The 17408-nt window shown below is 60.1% G+C and carries 22 protein-coding genes and 1 pseudogene; 22 read left to right on the top strand and 1 reads right to left on the bottom strand.

What is annotated here, in order from left to right; all coding sequences use genetic code 11:
* From ACKTSJ_RS07350 to ACKTSJ_RS07245, 22 genes and pseudogenes are all read left to right on the top strand, one after another.
* Positions 1–195: pseudogene (locus ACKTSJ_RS07350) on the top strand (IS4 family transposase); the annotation flags it as partial.
* A gap of 39 nt (positions 196–234) precedes the next feature.
* Positions 235–726, top strand: a complete 492-nt coding sequence (locus ACKTSJ_RS07345; RefSeq protein ID WP_407898870.1) for an Appr-1-p processing protein — start codon at positions 235–237, stop codon at positions 724–726.
* A gap of 16 nt (positions 727–742) precedes the next feature.
* Entirely contained in the window at positions 743–1063 is a 321-nt protein-coding gene (locus ACKTSJ_RS07340; protein WP_407898868.1) for a pyrimidine/purine nucleoside phosphorylase, read from the top strand.
* 13 nt (positions 1064–1076) lie between these two features.
* Complete coding sequence (locus ACKTSJ_RS07335) at positions 1077–1565, top strand: YajQ family cyclic di-GMP-binding protein (RefSeq protein ID WP_407898866.1); 489 nt, start codon at positions 1077–1079, stop codon at positions 1563–1565.
* A gap of 144 nt (positions 1566–1709) precedes the next feature.
* On the top strand, positions 1710–2252 hold the full coding sequence (locus ACKTSJ_RS07330; protein WP_407898863.1) for a DJ-1 family glyoxalase III: 543 nt from the start codon (positions 1710–1712) through the stop codon (positions 2250–2252).
* Between the two features lie 5 nt (positions 2253–2257).
* A complete protein-coding gene (locus tag ACKTSJ_RS07325; protein ID WP_407898861.1) occupies positions 2258–3001 on the top strand; it encodes a class I SAM-dependent methyltransferase in 744 nt (247 codons plus the stop codon).
* Positions 3002–3152: 151 nt separating this feature from the next.
* Positions 3153–3479, top strand: coding sequence for a thioredoxin TrxA (gene trxA, locus ACKTSJ_RS07320; RefSeq protein WP_407898860.1), 327 nt, complete (start codon positions 3153–3155; stop codon positions 3477–3479).
* A 161-nt stretch (positions 3480–3640) separates the two neighbouring features.
* Positions 3641–4897 (top strand): transcription termination factor Rho, encoded by a 1257-nt coding sequence (rho, locus tag ACKTSJ_RS07315; RefSeq protein ID WP_407898858.1) that lies wholly within the window; start codon positions 3641–3643, stop codon positions 4895–4897.
* A 188-nt stretch (positions 4898–5085) separates the two neighbouring features.
* The gene (gene rplU / locus ACKTSJ_RS07310; RefSeq protein WP_407898856.1) at positions 5086–5397 is read left to right on the top strand and encodes a 50S ribosomal protein L21; all 312 of its coding nucleotides are present in this window, start codon (positions 5086–5088) and stop codon (positions 5395–5397) included.
* 17 nt (positions 5398–5414) lie between these two features.
* The gene (gene rpmA, locus ACKTSJ_RS07305; RefSeq protein WP_407898854.1) at positions 5415–5672 is read left to right on the top strand and encodes a 50S ribosomal protein L27; all 258 of its coding nucleotides are present in this window, start codon (positions 5415–5417) and stop codon (positions 5670–5672) included.
* A gap of 207 nt (positions 5673–5879) precedes the next feature.
* On the top strand, positions 5880–6956 hold the full coding sequence (gene obgE, locus ACKTSJ_RS07300; RefSeq protein ID WP_407898852.1) for a GTPase ObgE: 1077 nt from the start codon (positions 5880–5882) through the stop codon (positions 6954–6956).
* Positions 6953–8071, top strand: a complete 1119-nt coding sequence (gene proB, locus ACKTSJ_RS07295) for a glutamate 5-kinase (protein ID WP_407898850.1) — start codon at positions 6953–6955, stop codon at positions 8069–8071. Before obgE ends, proB begins: the two co-directional genes overlap by 4 nt.
* 262 nt (positions 8072–8333) lie before the next feature.
* Entirely contained in the window at positions 8334–9155 is an 822-nt protein-coding gene (dapD, locus tag ACKTSJ_RS07290; RefSeq protein ID WP_407898848.1) for a 2,3,4,5-tetrahydropyridine-2,6-dicarboxylate N-succinyltransferase, read from the top strand.
* Positions 9156–9230: 75 nt separating this feature from the next.
* Positions 9231–10406, top strand: a complete 1176-nt coding sequence (locus tag ACKTSJ_RS07285) for a PilT/PilU family type 4a pilus ATPase (protein ID WP_407898846.1) — start codon at positions 9231–9233, stop codon at positions 10404–10406.
* A complete protein-coding gene (locus tag ACKTSJ_RS07280) occupies positions 10403–10750 on the top strand; it encodes an arsenate reductase (protein ID WP_407898844.1) in 348 nt (115 codons plus the stop codon). Before ACKTSJ_RS07285 ends, ACKTSJ_RS07280 begins: the two co-directional genes overlap by 4 nt.
* Before the next feature lie 10 nt (positions 10751–10760).
* On the top strand, positions 10761–11894 hold the full coding sequence (gene dapE, locus ACKTSJ_RS07275; protein ID WP_407898842.1) for a succinyl-diaminopimelate desuccinylase: 1134 nt from the start codon (positions 10761–10763) through the stop codon (positions 11892–11894).
* Complete coding sequence (prmB, locus tag ACKTSJ_RS07270; protein ID WP_407898840.1) at positions 11891–12790, top strand: 50S ribosomal protein L3 N(5)-glutamine methyltransferase; 900 nt, start codon at positions 11891–11893, stop codon at positions 12788–12790. Before dapE ends, prmB begins: the two co-directional genes overlap by 4 nt.
* Positions 12790–13599, top strand: a complete 810-nt coding sequence (gene hpnC / locus ACKTSJ_RS07265) for a squalene synthase HpnC (RefSeq protein ID WP_407898838.1) — start codon at positions 12790–12792, stop codon at positions 13597–13599. The genes prmB and hpnC overlap by 1 nt, the downstream gene beginning before the upstream one ends.
* A 6-nt stretch (positions 13600–13605) precedes the next feature.
* Complete coding sequence (hpnD, locus tag ACKTSJ_RS07260; RefSeq protein ID WP_407898836.1) at positions 13606–14439, top strand: presqualene diphosphate synthase HpnD; 834 nt, start codon at positions 13606–13608, stop codon at positions 14437–14439.
* Complete coding sequence (hpnE, locus tag ACKTSJ_RS07255) at positions 14424–15887, top strand: hydroxysqualene dehydroxylase HpnE (RefSeq protein ID WP_407898834.1); 1464 nt, start codon at positions 14424–14426, stop codon at positions 15885–15887. The genes hpnD and hpnE overlap by 16 nt, the downstream gene beginning before the upstream one ends.
* A gap of 35 nt (positions 15888–15922) precedes the next feature.
* The gene (locus tag ACKTSJ_RS07250) at positions 15923–16420 is read left to right on the top strand and encodes a Crp/Fnr family transcriptional regulator (RefSeq protein ID WP_407898832.1); all 498 of its coding nucleotides are present in this window, start codon (positions 15923–15925) and stop codon (positions 16418–16420) included.
* A 4-nt stretch (positions 16421–16424) separates the two neighbouring features.
* Positions 16425–17195: a ParA family protein gene (locus ACKTSJ_RS07245; RefSeq protein ID WP_407898830.1), complete on the top strand. Its 771-nt coding sequence runs from the start codon at positions 16425–16427 to the stop codon at positions 17193–17195.
* A gap of 3 nt (positions 17196–17198) precedes the next feature.
* On the opposite strand, the gene ACKTSJ_RS07240 is transcribed toward ACKTSJ_RS07245, so the two are convergent.
* Entirely contained in the window at positions 17199–17405 is a 207-nt protein-coding gene (locus ACKTSJ_RS07240) for a hypothetical protein (protein WP_407898828.1), read from the bottom strand.
* Positions 17406–17408 lie beyond the last annotated feature (3 nt).

The following is a 17408-nucleotide window of genomic DNA, read 5'->3' as shown; positions in this document are numbered from 1 at the left end:
TGCGCCGTCTCTACCTACGTGCTGATTGCCATCGTTAAGAAGGAGCTGCAATTGGATGCCTCGCTTTATTCGCTGCTACAGATTCTTTCGGTGTCTGTCTTTGAGAAAACCCCACTAGATCAGGCTTTCGCGGGCGGTGGACAACTCTTAGAACAGACGGACTTTTCTAACCAGCTAAATTTGTTCGACTTTTAACCGGACACTACTGAGTCCGATTATTTCCGGGGAGGCGGTATGTTGCACGAAGTGACGGGGGACATTCTGTTGAGCAATGCCAGGGCGATCGCCCAGGGCATCGCGCCGAACGACGATTGCATGCACGGCCTCGCGCTGCAGCTGCGCGAGCGCATGCCGGCGATGTACAAGGACTTCCGCCACTACTGCCACACCCGGCATCCCAAGTCCGGCGAGATGTGGGCCTGGATGAGCAGCGACGGGCGTTATCTGGCCAATCTGTTCACGCAGGACGAGGCCTACGCCCACGGCAGCAAACCGGGACACGCGACCCTGACCCACATCAACCACGCGCTGCACGCGCTGCGCACGTTCGTGCAGAAGGAAAAAATCGCCAGCCTCGCCCTGCCCCGCCTCGCCTGCGGCATCAACGGACTGGACTGGAACGAGGTGAAACCGCTGATCGAACACCATCTGGGCGATCTTGGCATCCCGCTCTACCTTTACACGCATTACCAAAAAGGCGTCAAAGCCGACGAACTCGCAGCATAACTTCAGAGGAAACCAGATGTCAGACAGATTCGACAACGTCAGCGTCGGCAAGAAAGCCAACGTATTCTTCGACGGCAAATGCGTATCGCACTCGGTGTACTTTCCCGACGGAACGCGCAAGACCTGTGGCGTGGTCCTGCCGGACAGCCAACTCACCTTCAACGTCGGCGCCCCCGAACTGATGGAAATCACCGCCGGGACGTGCTCGGTAAAAATCGCCGGCGAGCCGGCATTCAAGACCTACGCCGCCGGCAGCAGCTTCAAGGTGGCCGAAAATGGCAGCTTCGAGATTCACACCGGGGCGGAAGCGGTCGATTATGTCTGCTCTTTTGGCTAAATAAGGAGATTCCATGCCCTCGTTCGACATCGTTTCAGAAGTGGAGAAGACCGAAGTCAAGAACGCGCTCGAACAGACCAACAAGGAAGTCAGCACCCGCTTCGACTTCAAGGGTTCGGATGCGCGCGTGGAACAGGCGGAACTGGTGCTCACCGTGTTCGCCGACAACGAGTTCCAGCTCGGGCAGGTGCAGGATATTCTCAACGGCAAGCTGGCCAAGCGCGGGGTGGATATCCGCAGTCTCGACATCAGCGACAAGATCGAAAAAGTCAGCGGCAACAAGGTCAAGCGCAGTTGCACGGTGAAGGTTGGCGTGGAAATCGAGCTGGCGAAAAAAATCGTCAAGCATCTCAAGGACAGCAAGCTCAAGGTGCAGGCCAGCATCCAGGGCGATGCCGTGCGCGTCACCGGCAAGAACCGCGACGACCTGCAGGCCGCCATCGCTTTCGTCAAGAAAACCATCACCGACTTTCCCCTGCAATATCAGAATTTCCGCGATTGAAACGGAGGTTGTGTGGGTCGGACTTTAGTCCGACAGCAAACTGCACGATCAACACCGTCGGTTTGCCCTGCAAGGGCCCTTGCGCCCATGTGCAAATCCGACCGACACTTTGCACAGCCCACTTAATATCCGTAGGAGGATGAAATGAAAAAAGCACTGATCCTGTTCGCCGACGGCAGCGAAGAACTGGAAGCCGTCACCGTCATCAACATCCTGCGCCGGGGCGGCATCGAGGTTACCGTGGCCGGTCTGGCGGCCGGTCCGTTGCGCGGCAGTCGCGGTACGGTGCTGCTGCCCGACACCACCGTGGACAAGGTGCGCGGTGCCGATTTCGACCTGATCGTGCTGCCGGGCGGCCAGCCCGGCACCGATCGTTTGCGCGCCGACGCGCGCGTCATTCTTTTGCTCCAGCAGATGGCACAACAGGGAAAGCAAGTCGCCGCGATCTGTGCCGCACCTTCGGTGCTGGCGCAGGCCGGCCTGCTCGACGGCCGACGCGCCACCGGTTATCCGGGGTCGCTCGATGAGTTTCCCGCCGTGCAGCGGCAAACCACCGCCGTGGTGGAAGACGGGAAACTGATCACCTCGCGCGGGCCCGGCACCGCCATGGACTTCGCCCTGACCCTGCTCGAACACCTGACCAGCAAAGCGAAACGCGACACGGTGGAAGCGGCGCTGGTGCGCTGACCCCCATGCCGCGTCTGCCGCCATCGCTCATCGCGCTCGCCCTGCAGGGGACGGCATGGCTGGCGGCTTTCCTCATCGCAGGCAATCTGGGCTGGCCGCCACTCGCGCTGGCGCTGCTGGCAGGCCTGCTCGCTGCTACGTTCAGCCACCTGGCGAAACAGGCGCGCTGGTGGCTGATCATCCAGATCGTGTTTGCCCCGGCGCTGGTTCTCGCCCTTGCAGCCAATATCGATCCCCGGATTTTTCTGCTGGCTTTCCTGCTCCTGCTGCTGGTGTACTGGAGCACGTTCCGCACCCAGGTACCGCTGTATCTTTCCAGCCAGAAAGTGTGGCGCAGTCTGGAGACCCTGCTCCCGGCCGACCGGCCGCTGCGCTTCATCGACCTCGGTTCCGGCCTCGGCGGGGTACTGACCCATCTGGCGCGGCAGCGGCCGGAAAGCCGGTTCGACGGCGTGGAGGTTGCGCCGATACCCTTCGCCCTGAGCTGGCTGCGCATCCGTCTCGGCGGCTACCGCAACTGCACGGTACGCTGGCAAAGCCTGTGGGACTGCAATCTGGCCGACTATGACGTGGTGTTCGCTTACCTGTCGCCGGTGCCGATGTCGGCGCTGTGGGAAAAAGTCGAGCGCGAGTTGCATCCCGGCGCGCTGTTCATCAGTAATTCCTTCGCCGTCAGCAACCATCCGCCGCGGGAAACACGGAACGTGGATGATCTGCACCGCTCGCAATTGCATCTCTGGAAAAAATGAAACACTGCCCATTCAGTCAGTTACGCGACACCCGGCAAAATACTTCCCAAGCGGGATTTTTTTCGCTAGGATGCGCCCCTGTCAGCGTCTTACTTCAACGCGGCTCTGCCGCATCGAAACAAACCTCCTTAAATTCACAACGAGAAAAAACATGAGCGAGCACATCCGTTACATCACCGACGACACTTTCACGGCTGAAGTCCTGCAGTCCCCGCTTCCTGTGCTGGTGGACTACTGGGCCGAATGGTGCGGACCTTGCCGCATGATTGCGCCCATCCTCGATGAAGTGGCCAAGGAATATGGCGGTCGCCTGAACATCGCCAAGCTGAACGTGGACGAGAACCAGCAGACCCCGCAGAAGTACGGCGTGCGCGGTATCCCCACGCTGATGCTGTTCAAGAATGGCAACATCGAAGCAACCAAGGTGGGCGCCCTGTCCAAATCCCAACTCACCGCTTTCATTGACAGCCACATCTGAACCCTTTAGTCTCCCGCCCGCACTTGCCGAGTTTCGTTCTGAAACGCAGACAAAATAATCAAATCCAGAGCAGCACGGCAATCCGGCGCGGGATTTCCCGCAAACCCCGCAACAATCCCCAGTAACCCTCGATCAACCGCGCTCACGCGCCCATCCTGACCATGCATCTATCCGACATCAAGACCAAACACATCACCGAACTGGTTGAAATGGCCACCGCCAACCAGATCGACAACGCCAACCGCATGCGCAAGCAGGACCTGATCTTCGCGCTGCTGAAGAACCAGGCCAAGAAAGGCGAAAGCATCTTCGGCGAAGGGACGCTGGAAGTACTGCCGGACGGCTTCGGTTTCCTGCGCTCGCCGGACACCTCCTATCTGGCCGGCCCCGACGATATTTACGTCAGCCCCAGCCAGGTACGGCGCTTCAACCTGCATACCGGCGACTCGATTGAAGGCGAGATCCGCACCCCCAAGGAAGGGGAGCGTTATGTGGCACTGGTCAAGGTGGACAAGGTCAACGGCGAACCGCCGGAGAACGCCAAGAACAAGATCCTGTTCGAAAACCTGACCCCGCTGTTCCCGACCAAACAGATGTGTCTGGAACGTGACATCCGCGCCGAAGAGAACATGACCGGACGCATCATCGACATCGTTGCCCCCATCGGCAAAGGCCAACGCGGCCTGCTGGTGGCTTCGCCCAAGTCCGGCAAAACCGTGATGCTGCAACATATCGCCCACTCGATCTCCGCCAACAACCCTGATGCGACATTGATCGTGCTGCTGATCGACGAGCGCCCGGAAGAAGTGACCGAGATGAGCCGCACCGTGCGCGGCGAGGTGGTCGCTTCCACCTTCGACGAACCGGCGACGCGCCACGTGCAGGTCGCCGAGATGGTGCTGGAAAAAGCCAAGCGCCTGGTCGAACACAAGAAGGATGTGGTCATCCTGCTCGACTCCATCACCCGTCTGGCACGCGCTTACAACACCGTGATCCCGTCTTCCGGCAAAGTGCTGACCGGTGGGGTGGATGCCAATGCGCTGCAGCGCCCCAAGCGCTTCTTCGGCGCCGCGCGCAACATCGAGGAAGGCGGCTCGCTCACCATCATCGCCACCGCGCTGGTCGATACCGGCAGCCGCATGGACGACGTGATCTACGAGGAATTCAAGGGCACCGGCAACATGGAGATCCACCTCGACCGGCGCATGGCAGAAAAACGCATCTACCCGGCAATCAACGTCAACCGCTCCGGCACGCGCAAGGAAGAATTGCTGCTCAAACCTGAAATCCTGCAAAGAATCTGGTTGTTGCGCAAGCTGCTGTACCCCATGGACGAACTGGAAGCGATGGAATTCCTGCTGGACAAGGTCAAGGCCACCAAAAACAACGCCGAGTTCTTCGATTCCATGAGGCGTTAAAAAGGCTTTTGACGATTCGGAGGGTTTATGTATAATGCGCGGCTCTGAAAATCCACATTTCAGTGGAGGCTAGCTTTCAGGTTATGCCGTAACTAAAATCCGTACCAAAGCGGCATAACCTGAAAGTTATGCCGTAACTAAAAACCGCATTAAGCGGGAAACCGCATTAAGCATCAAGCGAGGTAGTCATGTACGCAGTAATTAAGACCGGTGGCAAACAATATCGCGTTATCGAAGGCGAAACGCTCAAGATTGAATCCGTTGACGGCGATGTCGGCAGTGCAATCGTGCTGGACCAAGTGCTGATGGTTGGCAATGGCGACAAGATCAGCGTGGGCCAGCCCCTGCTGAATGGCGCTTCCGTCAAGGCGACGATCGTTGCCAACGGCCGCAACAAGAAAGTGACCATCTTCAAGATGCGTCGCCGCAAACATTATCAAAAGCACCAGGGGCACCGTCAAAACTATACCGAGATCCGCATCGACGGCATCTCCGCTTAAGCAAAAGGAGCTAGAACATGGCATCAAAAAAAGGTGGTGGCAGTACCAGTAACGGCCGCGACTCGCACTCAAAACGCCTCGGCGTCAAGAGCTACGGCGGCGAACTGATCAACGCCGGCAGCATCATCATCCGCCAGCGCGGCACGCAGGTTCACGCCGGCGACAACGTCGGCATGGGCAAGGACCATACCCTGTTCGCCAAGATCACCGGCAAGGTGCAATTTGCGGTCAAGGGCGCGCTGAAGCGCAAGACGGTCAGCATCGTCCCCGCCTAACCCGCGCGAGCAGTTAGAATGAGCCCTATCGCAAGGTAGGGCTTTTTTATTTTGTAGTAAATGGCAGAAAAAACCTTGGCCACAGATGAACACGGATACACACGGATAAAATCTTCAAGGATTGATCCGCAAAATTGAGCTTTTCCCATCCGCGAACATCCGTGTCTATCTGTGGCTGAACGCGCATTTTCTGAACGAGCTATTCGAATGAAATTCATCGACGAATCAAAAATTGAAGTCATCGCCGGCAACGGCGGCAACGGCGCAGCCAGCTTTCGGCATGAGAAATATATCGAAAAAGGCGGCCCCGACGGCGGTGACGGCGGGCACGGCGGCAGCGTGTATGCCGTGGCCGACCGCAACATCAACACCCTGGTCGATTACCGTTACGCGCGCATGCACCGTGCCAGGAACGGCGAGTCCGGACGCGGGGCGGACTGCTATGGCAAGGGCGCGGACGACATCATCCTGCAGATGCCGGTCGGCACCGTCATCACCGACCTCAACAGCGGCGAAGTGATTGCCGACCTCGCACGTGACGGCGAAAAGATCCTGCTCGCCCGCGGCGGCAAGGGCGGGCTGGGCAATCTGCATTTCAAGTCCAGCACCAACCGTACCCCGCGCCAATGCACCCCGGGCGAGGAAGGCGAACGGCGCGAACTGCAACTTGAATTGAAAGTGCTGGCCGATGTCGGCCTGCTCGGCATGCCCAACGCGGGCAAGTCTACCTTCATCCGCGCGGTGTCCGCCGCCCGTCCCAAGGTTGCCGACTACCCCTTCACCACCCTGCACCCGAACCTGGGCGTCGTGCGCGTCTCCGACCAGAAGAGTTTTGTCATCGCCGACATCCCGGGCCTGATCGAGGGTGCGGCGGAAGGGGCGGGACTGGGACACCAGTTCCTGCGCCATCTGGCGCGCACCCGTTTGCTCCTGCATCTGGTCGATCTCGCCCCGCTGTACGAAGGTGTCGATCCGGTGCATGAAGCAAAGGCCCTCATCAATGAACTGAAGAAATACGACGAGGCGTTGTACAACAAACCACGCTGGCTGGTGTTGAACAAACTCGACCTGCTGCAGGATCGTGCAGAGAAAGTCGCCGCCTTCCTCGAAGCGTTTGGTACAGACACACGTTACTTCACCATCTCTGCCATCAACGGCGAAGGCTGCAAGGAGCTGACTTACGCCATCATGGAATACCTCGACCAGGTTGCGGAAAAAGAGCAGGAAGCCGTCACCGCCGGCGCACAGGAATCCGAAATCGATATTTACGACCCGTCGCTATGAAAACCATCCTGACCAAAGCCAGGCGTATTGTCGTCAAGGTTGGCAGCAGCCTCGTCACCAACGGCGGCGCCGGTCTGGACCTGAACGCCATCGGCAACTGGGCACGGCAGATCGCCGCCCTGCGCGCGCGCGGGCACGAAGTGGTGCTGGTCTCCTCCGGTGCCGTCGCCGAAGGCATGCAACGCCTGGGCTGGAAACAGCGTCCTGATGCGGTACATGAATTGCAGGCCGCCGCCGCCGTTGGCCAGATGGGCTTGGTGCAAGCCTATGAAAGCGCGTTTCGCCAACACCAGCTGCTCGCCGCGCAGGTACTGCTGACGCATGCCGACCTGGCCGACCGCGAGCGTTATCTCAACGCACGCTCCACGCTGCGCACCCTGCTCAAGCTCGGCGTCATCCCGATCATCAACGAGAACGACACCGTGGTCACCGACGAAATCAAATTCGGTGACAACGACACGCTGGGCGCGCTGGTCACCAACCTGATCGAAGCCGATGCGTTGATCATCCTCACCGACCAAAGCGGTCTGTTCAGCGCCGACCCGCGCAACGACGCCAGCGCCACACTCATCCATGAAGTGCAGGCGGGCGATGCCAAACTGGAAACGATGGCCGGCGGTGCCGGCAGCCACATCGGACGCGGCGGCATGATCACCAAAGTATTGGCCGCCAAACGGGCGGCACGCAGCGGCGCCCATACCGTCATCGCTTCCGGCCACGAGCGCGACGTGCTATCGCGCCTGTTGCTCGGGGAATCCATCGGCACGTTGCTCACCGCGCCCTCGCTTGCGCTGGATGCGCGCAAGCAATGGCTGGCCGACCACCTGCAGGTCAGCGGCAAGATCACCCTCGACGACGGCGCGGTGCGCGCCCTGCGCAGCGAAGGGAAAAGCCTGCTCCCGATCGGCGTTACCGGCGTCGGCGGAAACTTCCAGCGCGGCGCGGTGGTCGCCCTCCTCGACGGCGACGGCTGCGACATCGCGCGCGGACTGGTCAACTACAGCTCGGATGAAGCCCGCCTTATCGCACGGAAACCGAGCAGCGAGATCGAGTCCGTTCTCGGCTACATCGACGAACCCGAACTGATCCACCGGGACAATCTGGTCCTGTTGTAACAACAGGGCCGGGTTGCAGCAAAGGCTCTCGTACCCGCAGGGTGAACTTGCACCGCAAGTCAAGTCGCGAAAGCGACGGCCGAAGCTACACTCTGGTTCCGCTGTAAGCATTTAAAGCACGATCCAAAGCGCAACCTCTGTGCAAAACAGGCAATCCATCCGATTGCTTTATTCGCGAATCCGCCTGAGGCTATAATGGCCGCTGCGCTTATAATTCCGATCGTTCAGACTTCGGGTTTATTTACATTTCCAGGAAATCACCATGCCCCACTTGCAAACCATCATCGAAGAAGCTTTTGATCGCCGCGCCGAGATCACGCCGCGCAATGTCGACGCGCAGCTGAAGGAGACCCTCAACACCGTGATCGAATATCTGGATCAGGGCAAGCTGCGCGTGGCGGAAAAAATCAACGGCGACTGGGTGACCCACCAGTGGGTGAAAAAAGCCGTGCTGCTTTCGTTCCGCATTGAGGACAACAATTTCATCAAGGGCGGCTTCACCAATTATTTCGACAAGGTGCCGTCCAAGTTCGCCGACTACAACTCCAAGGAGTTCCGCGAAGGCGGCTTCCGCGTGGTACCCCCGGCGGCGGCGCGGCGCGGCGTGTACATCGCCAAAAATGTGGTGCTGATGCCTTCCTACTGCAACATCGGCGCCTACGTGGATGAAGGCACCATGGTCGATACCTGGGCCACGGTCGGTTCCTGCGCGCAAATCGGCAAGAACGTGCACCTCTCGGGCGGTGTCGGCATCGGCGGCGTGCTGGAGCCGGTGCAGGCCAACCCGACCATCATCGAGGACAACTGCTTCATCGGCGCACGCTCCGAAATCGTCGAGGGCGTTATCGTGGAGGAAGGGGCGGTGATCTCGATGGGCGTGTTCATCGGCCAGTCCACCAAGATTTATGACCGCGAAACCGGCGAGGTGCATTATGGCCGAGTACCGGCGGGTTCCGTGGTAGTCAGCGGCAACTTGCCCTCCGCCGACGGCAAATACAGCCTGTATTGCGCCGTCATCGTAAAGAAGGTCGATGCCAAGACCCTGGGCAAGGTCGGCATCAACGAATTGCTGCGCGGCATTTAACGCGGAAGTGGTGATTCAGGATACCGCCGCTTTCCCTGAATTCAGCCCCCGGTCTCCTGGAATCGAGGTGAACCAATGATCGTCACGCCACTCCTGCAACTCGCCGCCGACAAACTGGCTTCCGACCTGTTCTTCTCGGTGGGCGCCCCCATCAACATCAAGATCAACGGCATCGTGATGCCGGTCAACCAGCAGCAGAAGTTGACGGAAGAGCAGGTCAAGCAGGTCGCGTACGAACTGATGAACCCGGTACAGATCGCAGACTTCGAGTTGCATATGGAGATGAACTTCTCCTACCGCATGCCGCAGATCGGCAACTTCCGCGTCAATATATTCCGCCAGCGCGGCAGCATCGCGGTGGTCATTCGCTATGTGCGCGGCCAGGTGCTGGATATCGAATCGCTCAATCTGCCCGCCGTATTAAAGGGGCTGGTCATGGAAAAGCGCGGATTGGTGCTGATGGTGGGCGCCACCGGCTCGGGCAAATCGACCACGCTGGCTTCCATGATCCAGCACCGCAACAGCACCAGCAGCGGTCATATCCTGACGATTGAAGATCCGATCGAATACTTGATCCATCACGACAAATGTATCGTGAACCAGCGCGAGATCGGGACCGACACCGAGGACTACGGCGCGGCACTGGTCAGCGCCATGCGCGAGGCCCCCGATGTGCTGATGATCGGCGAGATCCGCGACCGCGACACGCTGAAACATGCGTTGATCTTCGCCCAGACCGGCCACCTGTGTCTGTCCACCCTGCACGCCAACAACAGTTATCACGCGCTCAACCGCATCGTGAACTTCTTCCCTTACGATGCACGGCAAAGCGTCCTGTCCGATCTGTCCATGTGTTTGCGCGCGGTCATCTCGCAGCGCCTGGTGCGCAATGTGCAAGGGGAGCAGGTACCGGCGGTGGAAGTTCTGCTGAATTCGGCGCTGATCGCCGACCTGATCAAGAACGACCAGATCGAAAAAATTCGCGAGGCGATCGAACAAAGTGTTTCACAGGGTTCGCAAACCTTCGAGCAGGCGCTGTACAAACTGTTCAAATCGGGCGAAATCACCAAGGAAGAAGCCCTGCTCAATGCCGACTCGGCCAGCAACCTGTCTTCGCATATCGATTATTCGCAGACCAGCCAGGTTAAAGCGTTTGACCCGAATGAAAAACCGGCGACCCGGCCCAATGCGCCCCCGGCGGATTTCGACGGGATCAAGCTCCATCTCGGGACGCCGGGAACGGAGCGATGAAACTGTACGGCATTCCGAATTGTGATACGGTAAAAAAAGCCCGTGCCTGGCTGGATGCACACGGGACACGTTACGCGTTCATCGACTTCAGGAAACAGCCCGTTTCCGCACCCCAGTTATCCGAATGGCTGCGGCAAATCGGCTGGCAAAAACTGCTGAAGAAAACCGGTCCGACCTGGGGACAATTGCCGGATGCGGTCAAAACTTCGATCCGGGACGATGCCTCCGCGCTGACCTTGATGCTGGAAAAACCCAACGTCATCAAACGCCCGGTGCTGGTCAGCAAGGGCAAAGTGCTGGCGACCGGATTTGTCGAACACGAATACAACGCACTGGAACTTTGATCACGACAAAATGAGCAGCACTCTCGATTTAGCAAAACAACTCATCGCCCGCCGTTCGCTCACCCCGATGGATGACGGCTGTCTCGACATCATCGGCGCGCGCCTCGCCCCCCTGGATTTCAATCTGGAAAAGATGCGCCACAGCGAAGTGGAAAACCTGTGGGCGCGGCGCGGCGATGCCGCCCCGGTCGTATGCTTTGCCGGCCATACCGATGTGGTGCCGACCGGCCCGGTGAACCAGTGGGACAGCGACCCGTTCAAACCCTCCGTCCGTGACGGCATGCTGTACGGGCGCGGCGCGGCCGACATGAAAGGCTCCATCGCCGCCTTCGTCTGCGCCAGCGAAAAATTCATCACCCGATACCCGCAACACACAGGCTCCATCGCCCTCCTCCTCACCTCGGACGAGGAAGGCATCGCAGTGGACGGCACCGTGCGCGTGGTCGAAGCGTTGCAGGCACGCGGCGAACGGCTCGATTACTGCATCGTCGGCGAACCGACCTGCGTGAACAAACTCGGCGACACGATCAAGAACGGCCGGCGCGGCTCGCTCTCCGGCACGCTCACGGTCAAAGGCGTGCAGGGCCACATCGCCTATCCGCACCTGGTGAAGAATCCGATCCACCTGGCGGCACCCGCCATCGCGGAACTGGCGGCGACCGTGTGGGATGAAGGCAATGAATACTTTCCGCCGACTTCCTGGCAGGTCTCCAACATCAGGGGCGGCACCGGCGCAACCAACGTGGTGCCCGGCACGGTGGAAATTCTGTTCAACTTCCGCCACTCCACCGCCAGCACCCCCGAATCGCTGCAGACCAGAGTGCATGCCATCCTCGACCGGCACGGCCTGGAATACGACCTGCTATGGGAAATGTCGGGGAAACCCTATCTCACCCCGCGCGGCGATCTGGTCGATGCCGTGGCCGCGGCAATCAAGCGGGTCGCCGGTATCGAGACCGAACTCTCCACCAGCGGCGGCACCTCGGACGGGCGCTTCATCGCCGACATCTGCCCGCAGGTGATCGAGCTGGGACCGCTCAACGCGACCATCCACAAGCTCAACGAATGCGTGGCGGTCGCGGACCTCGACGCGCTTTCCGAAATCTACTACCAGACCCTGGTTGAACTGCTGGGTGAAGCATGAGCCTGTACAACGAGGCCGTTCAGCAACTGGTCACCGTGCGCGATTGTCTGCGCTTCGCGGTCAGCCGTTTCAACGAAGCCAAACTGTTTTTCGGCCACGGCAGCGAGGACGCCTACGACGAGGCCGCCTATCTCATCCTGCACACCCTGCATTTGCCGCTGGATCGTCTCGAACCTTTTCTCGATGCGCGCCTGACCCACAACGAACTGCTGCTGGTATTGAACATGATCGAGAAACGGGTCGAACAGCGCATCCCCGCCGCCTACCTGACGTACCAGGCATTTCTCGGCGACTTCGAGTTTTACGTGGACGAACGTGTCATCGTGCCGCGCTCCTTCATCGCCGAACTGTTGCGCGAACGGTTGCATCCCTGGATAGACGATGCCGAGGGGGTTGGCAGCGTGCTGGACCTGTGTACGGGCAGCGGTTGCCTGGCCATCCTGGCGGCGCATGCTTTCCCCAATGCCTTGATTGATGCCGTCGATCTATCCGCAGACGCACTCGATGTGGCGCACCGCAATGTGCTGGACTATCAGTTGGAAGAACGGATCGAACTCTTCCAAAGCGATTTGTTCACTGCCCTGCAAGGCCGCCAATACGACCTCATCATCAGCAATCCCCCTTACGTCGATGCGCCTTCAGTGGCTGCGCTGCCACAAGAATACTTACACGAACCCAAGCTCGCTTTGGGCAGCGGGGACGATGGCCTGGATGCCACGCGCATCATCCTCGCCCAGGCCGCCGAACATCTCACCGAAAACGGCTTGCTGGTGGTCGAGATCGGGCACAACCGCGATGCGCTCGAAGCAGCCTTCCCGGAACTGCCTTTCACCTGGCTGGATGTCAGCGCCGGCGACGAGTTCGTCTTCCTGTTGCATCGCAACGATCTGCCCTAATGCCTGTAGATCATTACGAGAATTTCCCCGTCGCTTCCATCCTTTTGCCGCGCCGCCTGCGCAAGCCGGTGGCGGCGATCTACCATTTTGCCCGCGCGGCGGACGACATCGCCGACGAGGGCAACGACTCCGATACTGAACGACTGCAACGGCTGGACGATTTCCGCGCCGAGCTGAACCGCATCGCGCGGGGCGATGTGCCGCTGTCACCGCTGTTCAAGCGTCTGGCCACCGAAATCAGGGCGCACCAACTGCCCATGCAGCCCTTCCACGACCTGCTCGATGCGTTTTCCCAGGATGTGGCGAAGAAACGCTACGCCGATTTCGACGAGCTGCTCGCCTACTGCCGCCGCTCGGCCAACCCGGTCGGCAATCTGCTATTGCACCTGTACGGCGAAGCGACCGGGGTCAACTTGAGATACAGCGATGCCATCTGCACTTCGCTCCAGCTCATCAACTTTTGGCAGGACGTGGCAAAGGATTGGGCCATCGGACGGGTCTATCTGCCGCAGGACGACCTGGCCCGTTTCAATGTGGCCGAAACACAGATCGCAGAAGCGTGTTGCAACCCACACTGGCGCGAACTGATGCAGTTCGAGGTGACGCGGGCGCGCCAATTGATGCTGGCCGGCAAGCCGCTGGGCAGCATCCTGACTGGCCGCATCGGGCTGGAGATGCGCCTGATCATCCAGGGCGGCTTGCGCATTCTGGATAAAATCGAAGCCGCCGATTACGACGTGTTCACCCGGCGCCCGGTCTTGCGTCCGTTCGACTGGGTTATCATGCTGACCAAATCCGCCCCCTTCTAAACACATATGGATCCGAACCAATACTGCGCAGACAAAGCCCGGCAAAGCGGTTCCAGCTTCACCGGCAGCTTTCGCTTCCTGCCGCCGGACAAACGCCGGGCGATGACCGCACTGTATGCGTTTTGCCGCGAGGTGGACGATGTGGTGGACGAATGCTCGGAAGCCGAAGTGGCGCGCACCACGTTGAACTGGTGGCGCGGCGAAGTTGCCGCGATTTACGGTGGCATCCCGCAACACCCGGTGTGTCAGGCGCTGGCGCCCGTCGTGCAGCAGTTCAACCTGCCGCAGGAACATTTGCTGGAAATCATCGACGGCATGGAGATGGATCTCGACCAGCCGCGCTATGCCGACTTCAAGTCGCTGCAACTGTACTGCTACCGCGTGGCCTCGGTGGTCGGCCAGCTTTCGGCGGAGATCTTCGGCTACCGCGACCGCGAGACATTGAAGTATGCGCACGATCTCGGCATCGCTTTTCAGCTCACCAACATCATCCGCGACGTGGGCGAGGACGCGCGGCGCAACCGCATCTATCTGCCCATGGACGAGATGCAGCAGTTCGGCGTGACTGCGGATGACATCCTGAATGCGCGCGAGACCGACAACTTCCGGAAACTGATGTCATACCAGATCGAACGCGCCCGACGCTATTACCGGCAGGCGTTCGACCACCTGCCCGCGGTGGATCGCAAGGCGCAGCGTGCCGGGCTCCTGATGGCCGCGGTCTATCAGGCCGTGCTGGACGAGGTGGAACGCAGCGGCTGCCATGTTTTGCGCGAGCGCGTGTCGCTGGGGCCGCTATACAAAGTGTGGCTGGTCATCCAGGCATGGTGGAGGAACTGAACGCCATACCCCCTCCCCAACCCTCCCCCGGAGGGAGCGGGGGCAACCGCGAAAAACAATCTCTGACTCTTGCCATCATCGGCGGCGGTTATGCCGGCATGGCGGCCGCGGTCGAACTTGCCGCCCAAGGCATCCCGGTCACGGTATTCGAAAGCGCGAAACAACTTGGCGGGCGTGCACGCGGGGTGCGCATTCCTAACCCGCCGGGGCAAGGAGAACACCCTGCTTCTCCCTCTTTCCAACTTTCCCCCGAAGGGGAAAAGGGCAACCGTCCCTTGACGGGGGAATATTTGACTCTGGACAACGGGCAACATCTGCTGCTGGGCTGCTACCGCGAGACCCTGCGCCTGATCGAACGGGTTGGCGGCAACATCAAAACAGACTTCCTGCGCCTGCCGTTGCAACTCGATCTGCACCGCCATCTCGAACTGCGCGCGCCGCGTCTGCCCGCCCCGTTCCATCTGCTGGTCGCGCTTGCCAGTGCGCGAGGCCTGACGAAGCGTGAACGCATTGCCGCCATGCGTTTCATGCTATCCCTGCGCGTTATGAAATTCCGTCTCCCGCAAGACATGACCGTGGCCGCATTGCTCGTGCAATACCGGCAGGATGCCGACCTGACCCTGAAACTGTGGGAACCGCTCACCCTCGCCGCGCTGAACACCCCGATCCACAAGGCCTCGGCCCAGGTGCTGCTCAACGTGCTGCGCGATGCGCTGAACAGGAAACGCGCCGACAGCGACATGCTCCTGCCGCGGATCGACCTCGGCGCGCTGTTCCCGCAGCGCGCCGCCGCATACGTCGCGCGGCATGGCGGAACGGTTCGCCTTTCCTGCGCCGTGGAGTCTGTTGTTGCACACCCCGAAGGGATAGCGCTTGCTACCGCGCAGGGCGTACAACGTTTCAGCCAGGTCATCTGCGCCGTCGCACCCGGTGTTGCCGCAAGACTGTTGGGCCCGTTGCCCGGGATGGACGCCACCGTGCACCAGATTGCCGCGCTGGAGCAGCAACCGATCTACACCGTGTATCTGCAATATCCCGCGCACGTCACCCTGCCCCACCCGATGATCGGCCTGCACCGGCGCTTCAGCCAGTGGCTGTTCGACAAAGGCAGGATCGCCGGGCAGAACGGCCTGCTGGCCGCCGTCATCAGCGCGGAAGGCGTCCATCAGCAATTGGCACAGGAAGAATTGGCGCAACGGGTCATCAGCGAACTGCGCGAGGAATTCGGGATCGCGCAGACGCCACACTGGTTCCAGGTCATCGCCGAAAAGCGCGCCACCTTCTGTTGCACACCCAACCTGCAACGTCCGCCGCCGCAAACACCGCTCCCCGGGCTGTGGCTGGCCGGAGACTATGTGGCAGGCGATTACCCCGCGACCCTGGAGGGGGCGGTCATCAGCGGCGTTGCGGCGGCGCGGCTTGCCCAAGACAGGTCAGGGCGCATGTGATAACTTGTGCGCCAGTCAAAACAGTGGAGGGGAATATGGACGAATTGGATGCCATCCAGACCAGTCTCGCCAGTTTTACGCAGCGCCTGGACGAGGTTGCGCAGAATCAGTTCGACGAGATTCGCAAATGTTCATTCTTTGATCCGATTCCCAGCGCGGCGCTGCAATCGATCGCCAGATCGACCTCGATCAAAACCTTCAAGCATGCGGAGAAGATCACCACGGAAGGCGACGAGATCAATGCCTTTTATGTGATCCTGTTCGGCAAGGCCAGCGTGCAGGTTCGCAATCAGGAAGTGGCCGTGCTGCATAGCGGGGAATGTATCGGCGAAGCCGCGTTCTTTGCGGCCGAGGCGACCTCGCGTTCGGCCACCGTGATTGCCGAGGGTGAAGTGATCGCCGCCGTGATCCGCAAAACGGACATCAAGTCGTTGGGCGGCGAAAACATGACTTATATGGACAAGGCCCTGATGAACGCCCTGTTCCGCAAATTGCAGCAGGCCAATCGCAAAATCGAGGAGTTGCTGCGCTGACTTCATGAGCATCGTTGCGGTATTCAACCAGAAAGGCGGGGTCGGCAAGACCACCACAGCGCTCAATTTGACTGCGGCATTGCGCCTTGGCGGCCGCGAGCCCCGCGCCATCGATCTCGATCCGCAGGCGCAATTCACTGCGATCGCCCGGATCGACACCCACTCCGGGGATGACACGCTGCTCTCGCTGTTCCAGCGGAACCGCCCCTTGCGCGACCTGCTGCGACCTTCCTCCTGCGGGTTTCCCCTGATTCCATCGCACACTGAACTGGCCAAGGTGGATGTCCTGTTCGGCAAAGGCTTTAATGTGGTGAACCGGCTACATACAGCCCTGCGCGGCGAGGGATTCGTCACCCACCCGAACGAACCGCTGGTCATGGATTGCAGCCCGATGATCGGCGTCCTGTCGCTGAATGCGATCTTCGCCTGCGACGGGCTGATTGTGCCGATCTCCGCTGACCATCTCTCGCTACAGGGTGCGCAACATATCGAGAAGACGCTGCGTGCGCTGGAGCCGGTGCTCAAGCGCCGCGTCAAACGGCGTTACCTCCTCACCCGTTTCGACCGGCGCCGGCGCATGTCCTGGGATGTGCTGGAACAGGCGCAGGCGCGTTTCGGCGAGGACGTCTGCCATACCTGCATCGCGGAAAACGTGAGCCTGGCGGAGAGCCCCGCCGTCAACCAGACGGTGTTCGACTATGCCCCCGACAGCCGCGGGGCGCGAGATTACGCGGCGCTGTTGCAGGAATTGCTGGAAAGCGGTTTCATCGAATGAATTTCATTTCGAGATCAGGGTAATGATCTCTTCCATCGACACCGCATGCTGCGCCGCGCCGCTTTCACGCATTCCGCACGACAACACCTCGCAGTGGTGGTACATCTGGCGCAATTTGCGTTCGGCCTCCGCCTGATCGTTTGCCCCGATCACCACACTGACAATGTGCTGCCCGTCACGCGTTCGAATCGAGAAATCGAATTTCTGCATCGC

This window comes from Ferrigenium sp. UT5, assembly GCF_045866295.1.
Lineage (GTDB): Bacteria > Pseudomonadota > Gammaproteobacteria > Burkholderiales > Gallionellaceae > Sideroxyarcus.
This window is presented reverse-complemented; position numbering and strand designations above follow the sequence as displayed.

Bases quoted from the DNA above. Each gene is read 5' to 3' on its own strand.
- rpmA (WP_407898854.1), top strand. From the start codon at position 5,415: ATGGCATCAAAAAAAGGTGGTGGCAGTACCAGTAACGGCCGCGACTCG.
- ACKTSJ_RS07240 (WP_407898828.1), bottom strand. From the start codon at position 17,405: ATGCAGAAATTCGATTTCTCGATTCGAACGCGTGACGGGCAGCACATT.
- dapE (WP_407898842.1), top strand. From the start codon at position 10,761: ATGAGCAGCACTCTCGATTTAGCAAAACAACTCATCGCCCGCCGTTCG.
- trxA (WP_407898860.1), top strand. From the start codon at position 3,153: ATGAGCGAGCACATCCGTTACATCACCGACGACACTTTCACGGCTGAA.
- ACKTSJ_RS07340 (WP_407898868.1), top strand. From the start codon at position 743: ATGTCAGACAGATTCGACAACGTCAGCGTCGGCAAGAAAGCCAACGTA.
- ACKTSJ_RS07325 (WP_407898861.1), top strand. From the start codon at position 2,258: ATGCCGCGTCTGCCGCCATCGCTCATCGCGCTCGCCCTGCAGGGGACG.
- ACKTSJ_RS07280 (WP_407898844.1), top strand. From the start codon at position 10,403: ATGAAACTGTACGGCATTCCGAATTGTGATACGGTAAAAAAAGCCCGT.
- ACKTSJ_RS07335 (WP_407898866.1), top strand. From the start codon at position 1,077: ATGCCCTCGTTCGACATCGTTTCAGAAGTGGAGAAGACCGAAGTCAAG.
- ACKTSJ_RS07330 (WP_407898863.1), top strand. From the start codon at position 1,710: ATGAAAAAAGCACTGATCCTGTTCGCCGACGGCAGCGAAGAACTGGAA.
- proB (WP_407898850.1), top strand. From the start codon at position 6,953: ATGAAAACCATCCTGACCAAAGCCAGGCGTATTGTCGTCAAGGTTGGC.
- obgE (WP_407898852.1), top strand. From the start codon at position 5,880: ATGAAATTCATCGACGAATCAAAAATTGAAGTCATCGCCGGCAACGGC.
- hpnC (WP_407898838.1), top strand. From the start codon at position 12,790: ATGCCTGTAGATCATTACGAGAATTTCCCCGTCGCTTCCATCCTTTTG.
- ACKTSJ_RS07245 (WP_407898830.1), top strand. From the start codon at position 16,425: ATGAGCATCGTTGCGGTATTCAACCAGAAAGGCGGGGTCGGCAAGACC.
- rho (WP_407898858.1), top strand. From the start codon at position 3,641: ATGCATCTATCCGACATCAAGACCAAACACATCACCGAACTGGTTGAA.
- rplU (WP_407898856.1), top strand. From the start codon at position 5,086: ATGTACGCAGTAATTAAGACCGGTGGCAAACAATATCGCGTTATCGAA.
- hpnD (WP_407898836.1), top strand. From the start codon at position 13,606: ATGGATCCGAACCAATACTGCGCAGACAAAGCCCGGCAAAGCGGTTCC.
- dapD (WP_407898848.1), top strand. From the start codon at position 8,334: ATGCCCCACTTGCAAACCATCATCGAAGAAGCTTTTGATCGCCGCGCC.
- hpnE (WP_407898834.1), top strand. From the start codon at position 14,424: ATGGTGGAGGAACTGAACGCCATACCCCCTCCCCAACCCTCCCCCGGA.
- prmB (WP_407898840.1), top strand. From the start codon at position 11,891: ATGAGCCTGTACAACGAGGCCGTTCAGCAACTGGTCACCGTGCGCGAT.
- ACKTSJ_RS07250 (WP_407898832.1), top strand. From the start codon at position 15,923: ATGGACGAATTGGATGCCATCCAGACCAGTCTCGCCAGTTTTACGCAG.
- ACKTSJ_RS07285 (WP_407898846.1), top strand. From the start codon at position 9,231: ATGATCGTCACGCCACTCCTGCAACTCGCCGCCGACAAACTGGCTTCC.
- ACKTSJ_RS07345 (WP_407898870.1), top strand. From the start codon at position 235: ATGTTGCACGAAGTGACGGGGGACATTCTGTTGAGCAATGCCAGGGCG.